Origin of the sequence: Streptomyces sp. BE20 (assembly GCF_036322525.1) — a bacterium.
GTDB lineage: Bacteria > Actinomycetota > Actinomycetes > Streptomycetales > Streptomycetaceae > Kitasatospora.
The window spans coordinates 119,142-131,389 of the sequence record NZ_JAQYWW010001186.1; the positions used below are offsets into that span (position 1 = coordinate 119,142).

Genomic DNA, 12,248 nt, shown 5'->3' on the forward strand with positions numbered 1-12,248 from the left:
GGCGCGAGCAGTCGGTCCCGTACCTGCCGCGGGCCGCTCGGGCCGGGCGGGTGCGAACCGGTCACCGTCCCCGGAGGGGCGGTGACCGGTTCCGTCCGCGGTGACCGGCCCGCCGCTCAGATCAGCGTGCGCCAGTAGTACCAGAAGCGGTTGAGGACCAGCAGGGCGATCACCGCGTACCAGAGCACCGGGACCACCCAGTGGTAGCGGGCCGCCTCGCGGACCGCCGGGCGCAGGGCGCGCGGCACCGGGAGGACGCCGGAGCGCAGGTTGTGCAGGGTGGTGTACCAGAACAGCGGGATCATCGCCGCCCAGACCACCATGCAGTACGGGCAGAGCGCGCCGATCCGGTACAGCGCCTGGTACGTCAGCCAGCTCACGAAGCCGATGCCGAAGACCGTCCCGGCCTGCAGACCCAGCCAGAACCAGCGCCGGTAGGAGGCCCCGGCCAGCAGCCCGGCGCCGATCGTCAGGACGACGGCGAAGCCGGCCAGGCCGAGCAGCGAGTTCGGGAAGCCGAAGGCCTCGGCCTGGTCGCTGCGCATGATCGAGCCGCAGCTGATGATCGGGTTGATGTTGCAGTTGGGGACGTAGGACGGATCCTCCAGCAGCCGGATCTTGTCCAGCGTGAGGACGGCGGAGGCGAACAGCCCGAGCGCTCCGCCGATCACCAGCAGCAGGGCGAACGGCCGGCTCGCGCCGAGGCCGGCGCGGCGGGCGGGTGCGCCGGTCCCGGGTGCGCCGGAACCGGTCGCGGGGGCGGCGGCGGTCACCCGGTCACCTGCTTGACCATGGCGGTGAAGCGCTCCGGGGTGGCGGGGGCGCCGCCCGAGAAGACGTCGAGCTTCTTGCCGTCCAGCCGGACGGTCGGGGTGCCGGTGACGCCGCTCTTGTCGAAGGCCTTGTTGACCTGCTCGGCCCAGGGCACGTACGTGCCGTCCTGGACCGCCTTGACGAAGCCGTCGGTCTTCAGGCCCGGCACCTGGCCGGCCAGGTCGAGCAGGTGGTTGACGTCGGCGAAGGCGTCGTCCCGCTCGTCCGGCTGGTTGGCGTAGAGCACGTCGTGGAACTGCTTGAACTTGTCCACGCCCTCGTTCAGCGCCGCCCCGGCGGCGGCCAGCGCGGTCCGCGAGCCCTTGCCGCCGAGGCCCTGGTCGAGGAAGGTCGCCAGGCGGTACTCGATCTTGTACGTGCCGGCGTCGGCGAGCTGCTGCATGGTCGCGCCGGTGGTGGTCTCCAGCTGCTCGCAGAAGGGGCAGCGGAAGTCCTCGTACACCTCCAGGGTGTGCGGGGCGTCGGCCTTGCCGTAGGTGATCACGGTGCCGTCGGCGCCCGCGTTGGCCGGGGTGACCAGCGGCCCCGTGGCCGCGGTGTCGCCGGAGCCGGAGGAGCCGCCGACGGCGAAGGCCACGCCCGCCGCGAGGGCGAGCACGGCGGCGGAGGCGACGCCGACCACGGTGCGGCGGCGGATCCGGGCGGACCGCTCGGTGCGCTCGCGCTCCTCGCGCATCCGCTCGGTGGCCGCCCGGCGGGCGGCGGCCCTGGCGGACGCCTTGGGGCCGGTGGCGCCCTTGGTGTTCTTGGGGTTCTTCGGGTTCTTCGGGGCGGTGCTCATGGTGACGTCGTCCTGGTGCTCGTGGCGTGCGTGCGGGCGCGGCGGGACGACCGGCGGAGGACCACCGGGGAGACGGGGTCGCTCAGCGGGCCGGCGCGGACACCGGGGGGCCGCGCCGGACGGCGGGCCGGAGCACGACGGACTCGGCCGGTACCCGGACCCGGCTGGCGCGCGGGAACGGCATCCGGACGACCGGGCGCGCCGGGCGCGGCGCGACGAGCAGCAGCACCCAGCGGCCGGCGGCGGAGAGGAAGCGCCGGGCGAAGTCCCCGAGCATCCGGACCGACCCGGCCAGGCCGGTCAGCGCGGCGTCGGCACGGCGCAGCCAGAAGGCGGCGGCCAGCGCGATCGCCGAGTGCAGCAGCAGGAGCAGCAGCAGGCTGGTCGGTCGGGAGAGGCCGTGACCGACCAGGAACCCGCCGAGCGAGCCACCGCCGCAGAGCAGCGGTTCGAGGCTGCGGGCGGCGCCCGGCGGCAGCGAGGGGCAGGTGGACTGGGCGAGGTCGAACAGGGCGCTCAGGCCGAGCTGCAACGGCAGGAAGACCGCCGCGACGGCCCGGTAGCCGCGCTCGCGGCCGGCCAGCGCGAACGCCACCGCGAAGACGGCGGCCCCGGCCACGGCCAGCGTGCCGAGCGGCAGCGGGCGGCCGGTGACCAGCACCTGGCCGAGCCCGGCGAGCAGCACGAGCAGCGCGGCGAAGACCGCCGCGCGGAGCGTCCTGGAAGCCGGGCCGACCGGGCCGGTGTGGGTCTGCATAGGATCCGAGTCTGCCACAGGTTGAAACCCGGACGACTGTTCCGGGCGCCCCCTGTGAAGATCCTCACCACGGCCCTGAGCTGCACTTATGGGCCGTTTACGTCCTCGGTGCCGGGCGCCGCGACGACCGGGTCGGCGGGCCGGGCGGCAGCCGCCATCCGGGCCTCGACCAGCTCCCGGAACAGCTCCAGGTCGGCCCGGACGGTCCGCTCGATCGCCCCGGCCTGGGCGAAACCGCGCGGCCCGCCGAACGCCTCGTGCACCGCCTCCGGGTCGTACTCCACCCGGACCTGGAGCCGGGTGTGCTCCCGGTCGAGCGCCAGCAGGGCGAAGGCGCCGTGCAGGTCGAGGCCGTCCAGGGTCCGCCAGGCCATCACCCGGCCCCGGCCCCGGTCGGTGATCTCGGTCTCGACGTCGTGCTCGCTGCCGGAGACCTCGACCCCGAGGTGGGCGAGGTTGCGGCCGTGCGGGTGGGCGCTGCGGACGCCGTCGACGAAGCGCGGGTAGTCGTGGACGCGGTGCAGCTGCTCCCAGGCGGCGAGCACCGGGGCGTCGATGTCGATCTGTTCCTCCAGCGTGCACATGGCGGGGCGGCCTCCCTCGGTGGTGCGCGGTCCACCTCCCAGCCTGCGCCGGGGGTGGCCGGTCGGCAAAGAGAGCCGCCGGGGCCGCGGTGCGCGGTGGTGCTGTGCGGGGTCGCAGCGGGGGCGGAGCGCGGGCGGCTGCGCGAGACTGGGCGCATGCCGGAGCTGCCCGAGGTCGAGGCCCTCACCGCCTACCTGTCCGAGCGGCTGACCGGGCGCGTGATCGCCCGGGTCCAGCCGGTGGCGATCAGTGCGCTGAAGACGTACGACCCGCCGGTCACGGCGCTGGAGGGGCGCACGGTGGGGCCGGTCGTCCGGCACGGGAAGTTCCTGGACATCGCCGCCGGGGACCTGCACCTGGTGGTCCACCTGGCCCGCGCGGGCTGGCTGCGCTGGAAGGAGAGCCTGCCCGCGGAGCCGCCGCGGCCGGGCGGGCGGAACCCGCTCGCCGTGCGGGTGCGGCTCGACGGGCCGGACGGGGACGGGTTCGACCTCACCGAGGCGGGCACCAGGAAGGGCCTCGCGGTGTACGTGGTGCGGGACCCCGCGGAGGTCCCGGGGGTGGCCCGGCTCGGCCCGGACCCGCTCGACCCCGGATTCACCCCGGAGCGCTTCGCCGAACTGCTGCACGGCGAGAAGCGCCGGATCAAGGGCGTGCTGCGGGACCAGGGCGTGCTGGCCGGCGTCGGCAACGCCTACTCGGACGAGGTGCTGCACGCGGCCCGGATGTCCCCGTACAAGCTGGCGTCGAGCCTGTCCGAGGAGGAGACGGCGCATCTGTACGAGGCGCTCGGGTCGACGCTGCGCGACGCGGTGGAGCGCTCCCGGGGGCTGGCGGCGGGGGAGCTGAAGGCGGAGAAGAAGCTCGGCCTGCGGGTGCACGGCCGGACCGGGCAGCCGTGCCCGGTCTGCGGGGACACCGTGCGGGAGGTGTCGCTCGCCGACTCGTCGTTCCAGTACTGCCCGACCTGCCAGACCGGGGGCCGGCCGCTGGCGGACCGGCGGCTCTCCCGGCTGCTCAAGTAGCCCGCCGGTCCCGCGCCCGTCCCGTCCGTGCCCCCGCCCCTGCCCCCGTCCGTGGCCCCGACCCGGCCCCGCCCCTGCGCCGCGGTCGGTGCGCCGGCCGGCCCCCGGCGTGCGGGGGCCGGGCCCGTCGTGGGCGTTCAGAGCTTGCGGGCGACGCCGCCCCAGTAGTACGCGGCGTACGGGTCGGCCGGCTGCTCGCCGTCCGGGTGCCAGGCCATGACCGGGGAGACGCCCGGCTCGATCAGCTCCCAGCCGTCGAAGAACCGGGAGACCTCCTCCTTGGTGCGCGGGACGAGGGTCATGCCGCCGGCCCGCGCGGCGTCGGCGACCTTGCCGACGGCCACCGGGTCGAAGTCCTGGGTGGGGTGGGTGAGCGCGAGGAAGCTGCCGGCCGGCAGGGCGTCCCGCAGCGCGGCGACCTTGCCCCACGGGTCGTCCTCGTCGGCGATCAGCATCAGGACGGCGATCATCAGCAGGCCGACCGGCTGGGAGAGGTCCAGCGTGGAGGTGAGCGCCGGGTCGGACAGCAGTTCGGCGGGCTTGCCGAGGTCGGCGTGGATGTAGGTGGTGCGGCTGGCCGGGGTGGAGACCATCAGCGCGCGGGCGTGGGCCAGCACGATCGGGTCGTTGTCCACGTACACCACCCGGGTGCCGGGGCTGGCCGCCTCGGCGATCTCGTGGGTGTTCGGCGACGTCGGGATGCCGGTGCCGAGGTCGAGGAACTGGCGGATGCCCTGCTGCTCGGCCAGGTGGCGGACGGCGCGGCCCTGGAAGGCGCGGTTCTCCTTGGCCATCGCCTTGACGCTGGGCACGGCCTGCTCGATGGCCTGACCCATGGCGCGGTCCGGCGGGAAGTTGGTCTTCCCGCCCAGCCAGTAGTCGTAGACGCGGGCGGAGTGCGGGGCGCTGGTGTCGACCCCGTACTTCTCCCACTGGCTGAGCTCGGCGGCGTCGTTGTCGGGCTGGTCGGCGAAGTCCTGACTTGTCGTCATGGCCACGTCCTCTGAAGACAGATCATCACACTGGGAGAGGTCAGACTAGCGGGCCCGGCCCGGCTCCGGTCGGGGGGAGGGGGGATGAGCTGCGGTTTGGTCCGTCAGGGTGGTGATCGAGCTCGTCGGAGTTGCCGCCGGGAGGCGGGGCGGTGAACGGGGGAGACATTCGACATGCTGTCTGATCGTCAGATTACTTCGCGAAGATTGCTGCTGGTCGCGGCCGGGATGTCGCTGCTCGGGATCGCCGGCTGCCGGGGTCCGGCCGAGGGCGGGGGAGGGGGTGCGGCGGAGGGCGCCGAGGCCGCCGGCCCGCCCGGCCCGGGCGCGGTACCCGGCTCCGCCGACCCGTCGCCCCCGGCGGAACCCTCCCCCTCCCCGTCGCCGTCCGCGGCGCCCTCCCCGACCGCCGTCCCGTCGGTGCCCCCGCCGGTGGCGCGGGCGCTGACGGCGGCCGAGACCCGGCCCGTGTACGAGCTGGACGCCGAGCGCCGGGTGGTCGCGCTGACCATCGACGACGGTCCCGACCCCCGGCACACCCCGACCGTCCTGGCGCTGCTGGAGCAGTACGGGATCCGGGCCACCTTCTTCCTGATCGGGGAGAACGCGGTCGAACACCCCGGGCTGGTCCGGGAGATCGCCGCCCGGGGCCACCACATCGCCAATCACACCTGGTCCCACCCCGACCTGCGGAGCCTCTCCGAGTCGAAGGTCCGAGAGGAGCTGGAACGCACCTCGGACCTGCTGCACCGGTCCACCGGGAAGGTGCCGACCTGGTTCCGCGCCCCCGGTGGGGACTGGTCCTCGACGTCGCTCAAGGTGAGCGCCGACCTGGGGATGCGACCGATGGCCTGGTCGGTGGACCCCCGGGACTGGGCCCGCCCGGGGACTGGCGTGATCACCGACCGGATTCTCAAGGACGTCCGGCCCGGGGCGATCGTGCTCAACCACGACGGTGGCGGGGACCGTTCGCAGACGGTGGCGGCGCTGAAGACGTACCTGCCGGTGCTGATCGACTCCGGGTACCGCTTCACCGCGCCGCCGGGGTGAAACGGGGCGGCGGCGGCGCCGACGACGGCCGTGCGGTGACGGAAGGTAGCGGGAAATGGTGCTAAACCACCCGAAAGGATGGATTAGCAGAATCGTTTCACCGATTTTTGGGCCTCTAGGGTGAACTCGCATCAATTACCCAGGTACCACCCGGTACCGCCCTGAAAGGGCCACCCGCCATGCGTCTCCGCAACGCCGTGCTCGCCGCCACCAGCGCCGTCGCTCTCGTCCTCGCCGTCCCGGTCTCCGCCAACGCCGCCGACGGAGTCTTCCGCTACACCTATCTGGACGGCGGGTCCGGGCAGCGTGGCGAGCTCGTCGATCCGGCGAGCGAGACGTGCATCGACGTCCCGGGGGCCACCGGGGCCGACCCGGCCTTCGCTCCCGTCAACCGGACCGGCGGGACCGCCGTCGTCTTCCTGGAATTCGGGTGCAGGGGCGACGTCTACTACACGCTGAAGCCGGGTGGCTCGGCCGGGCGGCGCCTCCACGTCCGCTCGGTGCTGTTCTCGTAGCGGAGCCGTCCGGGCCGCCGCGCCTCCGCACGGCGAATTCGTACGAAGCGCGGGACAAGCGGGGAATTGGTTGAGACCATTCCGGTGAACCGGCCGTGAACGCGGGCCGGTCGATTGCGCGACGACACCGGGAGCGACCGTGCCGATTCGAACAGCCGGGCTCTCCGCCCGGGCCCGCGGAGTGTTCGTCCTCGCAGCCGTGCTGCTCCTCGCGGCCGTCGGCTTCGGCGTGCAGCGGGCGGCCGGCGGCGGGGACGCCGGGCCCGGCGGAGGCGCCGGCCCGGCCGCCGCCCCGGCCGGGCCGCGCACCGCCGACCGGATCGTCCCGGCGCCGCTCTCCGCCACCACCGGCTCCGGGCCCGGTTACCGGCTCACCGCCCGCACCGCCGTCCGGACCGCCACCGGTCCGGACGCCCCGGCGCAGCAGGCGCAGGAGGTGCGGCGGATCGCCGGGCAGCTCGCCGAGGCGCTGCGCCGCCCGACCGGCCTGCCGGTCGAGGTGGTGGCCGACGGCGACGCGGCGGCCGACGGCATCGGCCTGCTGCTCGACCCCGCCCTCCCCGCCGAGACCGGCGCCGAGGGCTACCGGCTGACCTCCGACGCCACCGGCGTCCGGATCTCCGCCCGCACCCCCGAGGGCCTCTACCGGGGCACCCAGACACTGCGGCAGCTGCTTCCGCCGCAGATCGAGGGCCCGGCGAAGGCGGCGGACGGCACCGAGTGGACGGTCGCGCCGGTCACCGTCGAGGACCGCCCCCGCTACGCCTACCGGGGCGCGATGCTCGACGTGGCGCGGCACTTCTTCACCCCCGCCGAGGTCAAGGGGTTCATCGACCGGCTGGCCCTGTACAAGGTCAACCACCTGCACCTGCACCTGACCGACGACCAGGGCTGGCGGATCGAGATCCCGTCCCGGCCCGAACTCACCCGGGTCGGTGCGGTGAGCGAGGTGGACGGCACCCCCGGCGGCTTCTACACGGCGGCCGACTACCAGGAGATCGTCCGGTACGCGCAGGAGCGCTACCTGACCGTCGTCCCCGAGATCGACCTGCCCGGCCACAGCAACGCCGTCCTCGCCTCCTACCCGGAGCTCGACTGCACCCGCAGCGCCCGGCCCTGGCCGTACACCGGGATCGAGGTCGGCTTCTCGACGCTCTGCCCGACCGGCGACGCCGTCTTCGCGTTCACCCGGGAGGTGATCGCCGAGGTGGCCCGGCTCACCCCCGGCCCGTACCTGCACATCGGCGGCGACGAGGTGAAGACGATCTCCTCGGCGGAGTACGCGGGGTTCGTGCAGCAGGTGAACGCCCAGGTGCTGGCCGCGGGCAAGACGCCGGTGGGCTGGAACCAGGCCGCGCCGGCCGGGGTCGGGGTGCTGCAGTACTGGGACGGCCGCGGCGGGCGCGACGTCGAGCTCGGGCAGGCCGCCGAGCGGGGCGCCAAGGTGATCATGTCGCCGTCCGGCCGCAGCTACCTGGACATGAAGTACGAGAAGTCCTACCCGCTCGGGCTGGTCTGGGCCGGCACGATCGACGCCCGGCACGCCTACACCTGGGATCCGGACAACGTGCTCAAGCTGCCGGCCGGGTCGGTGATCGGGATCGAGGCACCGCTCTGGACCGAGACCCTGGACACCCCCTACGAACTGGACCTGATGCTGCTGCCCCGGCTGCCCGCGCTGGCCGAGCTGGGCTGGTCGCCGAAGGCCGCCCTCGACTGGGACGGGTTCAAGCGGCGCCTCGCCGAGGAGGGCGCGCGCTGGGACGCCGCCGGGTACGCCTACGAGCGGCGGCCGGAGGTGCCCTGGCCCGCACGGTAGCCCGGGGCGGCGTAGCGTGACGAGGGGAGGGTTCGCGCACGTCCCGAGTTGTGCAGGAGGAACGATGTCCGCACGGGAGCCGGACCCGGCGAGGCAGGAGCGGTTCGCGGGCCGCGTGGTGCAGGTGCTGAACGACGCCTGCCTGGGGATCATGGCCAGCGTCGGCCACCGGACCGGGCTCTTCGACACGATGGCCGGCCTCGCCCCGTCGACCAGCGGGGAGATCGCCGACGCAGCCGGGCTGGACGAGCGCTACGTCCGGGAGTGGCTCGGCGGCATGGCCGTCGGCGGCTTCGTGGAGTACGAGCCCGGGCCCGAGCCCGGCCCCGAGCACGGTCGCTACCGGCTGCCGCCGGAGCACGCCGCCTCGCTGACCCGGGCGGCCGGGCCGGACAACGTGGCGGGCATGATGCAGTACCTCGCGCTGATGGGCGAGGTGGAGCAGCGGATCGTCACGGCGTTCCGCGAGGGCGGGGGCCTGCCCTACTCGGCGTACCCGCGGTTCCAGGCCCTCCAGGGCGAGGAGACCGCCGCGGTCTACGACCGGGTACTGGTGGACGGGGTCGTGCCCCTGGTGCCCGGCCTGACCGAGCGGCTGCGGGCCGGCATCGACGCGGTCGACATCGGCACCGGACAGGGCCACGCCGTCAACGTCCTGGCGAAGGCCTTCCCGGCGAGCCGGTTCACCGGCGTGGACATCTCCGAGAAGGGCATCGGAGCGGCCGAGGCCGAGGCCGCCGCGCAGGGCCTGGACAACGCCCGCTTCGTGCTCGCCGACTCCGCCCGGCTTAGCGGCGCGTACGACCTGGTCACCGCGTTCGACGTGATCCACGACCTGGCCCGGCCGGCCCCCACCCTGAGCGCCGTCGCGGGAGCGCTGCGGCCCGACGGCGTCTTCCTGATGGGCGACATCGCGGCGAGCAGCCGGCTGGAGGAGAACCTCGACCACCCGCTGGGCCCCGCGCTGTACGCCTTCTCGGTCTTCTACTGCATGACGGTCTCGCTCGGCGAGGGCGGCGCCGGGCTGGGCACGGTCTGGGGCGAGCAGACCGCCCGGCGGATGCTGGCGGAGGCCGGGTTCGGCACGGTGGACACCCGGCGGGTCGAGGGCGACGTGCTCAACCTCTACTACGTGGCGCGCCCGGCCGGCACCCCGGCGTAGCGGCGGGTGCGGGGCCGGCGGGTGGCCGGGGCGCGGGCGCGGACGTAGGTTCGAAGGGTCCGTCCGAGTGAAGGAGGGCGTCGATGACCGGCAACGGCTACGCACACCCCGAGACGCTGGTCGACACGGAGTGGCTGGCGCGTCACCTGGACGACGGCACGCTCCGCGTCGTCGAGGTGGACGAGAGCACCGGGGCGTACGAGCAGGGCCACATCCCCGGCGCGGTCGGCTGGAACTGGGCCACCGACCTGCACAGTCCGGTCGGCCGCGACTACATCGACCGCACCGGCCTCCAGCACCTGCTGCGCGCCGCCGGGGTCGAGGACGACACGACCGTGGTGCTCTACGGCGGCAGGAACAACTGGTTCGCCGCGTACGCCTACTGGCTGATGCGGCTGCGCGGCTTCGGGCCGGTGCGGCTGCTGGACGGCGGGCGCAAGAAGTGGGAGCTGGAGGCGCGCCCGCTCACCCGGGAGGTCATGGACTACCAGCACAGCGGGTACCGGATGACCGAACCCGAGCACCCCGAGGTCCGGGCGCTGCGGGACGAGGTGCTCGCCAAGGCCGAGGTGTTCGCCAAGCCCGGTACGGACGCGGTGCTGGTGGACGTCCGCTCGCCCGCCGAGTACCGCGGCGAGGCGCTGGCGCCGCCGCACCTGCCGCAGGAACAGGCGCAGGTGCCCGGGCACATCCCCGGTGCGGTGAACATCCCGTGGTCGCAGGCGGCCAACGAGGACGGCACCTTCCGGTCGGCGGAGGAACTGCGCGCGCTCTACGGCGTGCAGGGCGTCGAGTCCGAGCGCGAGGTGATCGCCTACTGCCGGATCGGCGAGCGTTCGGCCCACACCTGGTTCGCGCTGACCGAGCTGCTGGGGTACCCGCACGTCAAGAACTACGACGGGTCGTGGACGGAGTACGGCTCGCTGGTACGGGCGCCGGTGGCGCTGGGGGCGTGAGGGTCCGGGCGCGGCGGAGGCCGCACCCGGCCGGACGTGGCACGGGCGCGGCACGGTGATGTCGGCCTGTTTCTTCTCATGAACATTTCATCTCCAAGGCGTGGGAGGAGGTCCGCCGGGACAAGGATCGTTGCGACCCGTTGTCCCAGCGATCCTGTGGAGGACCCCTGTGCGCAAGAGGCTGATCGTCTCTGCCGCTGCCGGCGCGCTCGCCCTGCTCCTGTCCGTCCCCGCCTCCGCCGCCCAGGCCGGCCAAGGCGCGGCCGGCATCGGAGACTCCTACTACCCGAACGCCGGCAACGGCGGCTACGACGTCTCGCACTACGACATCCGCCTCAAGTACCGGCCCGTCACCGACGAGCTGGAGGGCACCGCCACCCTCCTCGCCACCGCCACCGAGGACCTCACCCGGTTCAACCTGGACTTCGTGCTCAAGGTGAACGAGGTGCTGGTCAACGGGCGCCCCGCCAGGTTCGCCGCCACCGGTGACCAGGAACTGGAGATCACCCCCGCCCGGACGATCGCCAGGGGCAGCCGGATCACCGTGGTGGTCCGGTACGCCGACAAGCCCGGGGAGGTCGAGCGCGGCGGCTACTCCGCCTGGATCCGCACCCCCGACGGCGGCGTCGTCGCCAACGAGCCCGAGGGTTCGGCCTGGTGGTACCCGAGCAACGACCACCCCACCGACAAGGCCAGCTTCGACGTCTCCGTCCTGGTCCCCGACGGCACCCAGGCGATCAGCAACGGCACGCTGACCCAGAGCTCGCGGGCCGGCTGGACCCGATACAACTGGCGGCAGCCCAAGCCGCAGGCCACCTACCTGGCCACGCTGGCGATCGGCAGGTTCGACCTCTACACCGACACCACGGCGGGCGGACTCCCCGTCACCACCGCCTACAGCAAGGACCTCGGCGAGAACGACGGCGCCGCGCGGGCCAGCGTCGAGCGGACCGGCGAGATCGCCGACTGGCTGAGCGGGTACTTCGGCCCCTACCCCTTCGGCTCGCTCGGCGGCTACGTGCCCAACGTGCGCACCGGGTACGCGCTGGAGACCCAGACCCAGATCTTCTACAGCCCCGCCCAGTTCGCGCGCGGCGCCAACACCGGCGTGGTGGTCCACGAGCTGGCGCACCAGTGGTACGGCGACAGCGTCTCCGTCCAGCGCTGGAGCGACATCTGGCTCAACGAGGGCTTCGCCCGGTACTCGCAGTGGCTCTGGTCCGAGCACGAGAACGAGGGCACCGCCCAGGAGCTGGCCGACTACGTCTACGCCTTCTACCCGGCCGACAACGCCTTCTGGACCGTCAAGCCGGGGGACCCGGGCGCGGACCACCAGTTCGCCGCCGCCGTCTACGACCGGGGGGCGCTGGCCGTCCAGGCGCTGCGCAACACCGTCGGGGACGACACGTTCTTCCGGATCCTGAAGGGCTGGCCGACCGAGCGCAAGTACGGCAACGCCACCGTCCAGCAGTTCCAGGCGTACGCGGAGCGGATCTCCGGCAAGCCGCTCGGGGGGCTGTTCAACACCTGGCTGTTCACCGTCGGGAAGCCGGCGGTCGGCTCGTCGGGCGTCGCGGCGGGCGTCGCGTCGCCGGCTCCGTCGTTCGGTGCCCCGTCGGCGACCGCCCCGTCGGAGACCGCACCGGCGTCCGGCGCGGCGGACGTGCCGCCGGAGCCGAAGTCGTGGAAGAAGATCCAGGAGACCAACGCGGTCCACGACCACCGGGGCTGACGCCCGGGCGGGACCTCCGGCCCGGCCGCCCGCGCAGCTG

The 12,248-nt window shown here is 73.8% G+C and carries 12 protein-coding genes; 7 read left to right on the forward strand and 5 right to left on the reverse strand.

Features of this window, described 5'->3' with window-relative positions:
* Nucleotides 1-116: 116 nt before the first annotated feature.
* From PUR61_RS38190 to PUR61_RS38205, 4 genes are all read right to left on the reverse strand, one after another.
* Entirely contained in the window at nucleotides 117-773 is a 657-nt protein-coding gene (locus tag PUR61_RS38190; RefSeq protein ID WP_443034628.1) for a vitamin K epoxide reductase family protein, read from the reverse strand.
* Entirely contained in the window at nucleotides 770-1,615 is an 846-nt protein-coding gene (locus PUR61_RS38195; protein WP_329884358.1) for a DsbA family protein, read from the reverse strand. The genes PUR61_RS38190 and PUR61_RS38195 overlap by 4 nt, the downstream gene beginning before the upstream one ends.
* 82 nt (nucleotides 1,616-1,697) lie before the next feature.
* Nucleotides 1,698-2,372, reverse strand: a complete 675-nt coding sequence (locus tag PUR61_RS38200) for a hypothetical protein (protein ID WP_329884360.1) — start codon at nucleotides 2,370-2,372, stop codon at nucleotides 1,698-1,700.
* A gap of 86 nt (nucleotides 2,373-2,458) precedes the next feature.
* Nucleotides 2,459-2,956: an SRPBCC family protein gene (locus PUR61_RS38205; protein ID WP_329884362.1), complete on the reverse strand. Its 498-nt coding sequence runs from the start codon at nucleotides 2,954-2,956 to the stop codon at nucleotides 2,459-2,461.
* Between the two features lie 156 nt (nucleotides 2,957-3,112).
* On the opposite strand from PUR61_RS38205, the gene PUR61_RS38210 reads away from it, so the two are divergent.
* Nucleotides 3,113-3,982 carry an Fpg/Nei family DNA glycosylase gene (locus PUR61_RS38210; RefSeq protein WP_329884364.1) on the forward strand — a complete coding sequence of 290 codons (870 nt, stop codon included), beginning with the start codon at nucleotides 3,113-3,115 and terminating at the stop codon, nucleotides 3,980-3,982.
* Nucleotides 3,983-4,119: 137 nt separating this feature from the next.
* Here the strand turns inward: PUR61_RS38210 and PUR61_RS38215 are convergent, their stop codons facing one another.
* The gene (locus PUR61_RS38215) at nucleotides 4,120-4,974 is read right to left on the reverse strand and encodes an SAM-dependent methyltransferase (protein ID WP_329884366.1); all 855 of its coding nucleotides are present in this window, start codon (nucleotides 4,972-4,974) and stop codon (nucleotides 4,120-4,122) included.
* 207 nt (nucleotides 4,975-5,181) lie between these two features.
* Between PUR61_RS38215 and PUR61_RS38220 the strand changes: the two genes are divergently transcribed.
* The 6 genes from PUR61_RS38220 to PUR61_RS38245 all read left to right on the forward strand — a co-directional run bounded on the left by PUR61_RS38220 (nucleotide 5,182) and on the right by PUR61_RS38245 (nucleotide 12,208).
* Nucleotides 5,182-6,024, forward strand: a complete 843-nt coding sequence (locus PUR61_RS38220) for a polysaccharide deacetylase family protein (RefSeq protein ID WP_329884368.1) — start codon at nucleotides 5,182-5,184, stop codon at nucleotides 6,022-6,024.
* Between the two features lie 179 nt (nucleotides 6,025-6,203).
* A complete protein-coding gene (locus PUR61_RS38225) occupies nucleotides 6,204-6,539 on the forward strand; it encodes a hypothetical protein (protein WP_329884369.1) in 336 nt (111 codons plus the stop codon).
* Nucleotides 6,540-6,678: 139 nt separating this feature from the next.
* Complete coding sequence (locus PUR61_RS38230) at nucleotides 6,679-8,358, forward strand: beta-N-acetylhexosaminidase (protein ID WP_329884370.1); 1,680 nt, start codon at nucleotides 6,679-6,681, stop codon at nucleotides 8,356-8,358.
* 64 nt (nucleotides 8,359-8,422) lie between these two features.
* Nucleotides 8,423-9,520, forward strand: coding sequence for a class I SAM-dependent methyltransferase (locus PUR61_RS38235; protein ID WP_329884372.1), 1,098 nt, complete (start codon nucleotides 8,423-8,425; stop codon nucleotides 9,518-9,520).
* A gap of 83 nt (nucleotides 9,521-9,603) precedes the next feature.
* Nucleotides 9,604-10,476, forward strand: coding sequence for a sulfurtransferase (locus tag PUR61_RS38240; protein WP_329884374.1), 873 nt, complete (start codon nucleotides 9,604-9,606; stop codon nucleotides 10,474-10,476).
* A gap of 169 nt (nucleotides 10,477-10,645) precedes the next feature.
* Nucleotides 10,646-12,208, forward strand: a complete 1,563-nt coding sequence (locus PUR61_RS38245; RefSeq protein ID WP_329884376.1) for a M1 family metallopeptidase — start codon at nucleotides 10,646-10,648, stop codon at nucleotides 12,206-12,208.
* The last annotated feature ends 40 nt before the right edge of the window (nucleotides 12,209-12,248 follow it).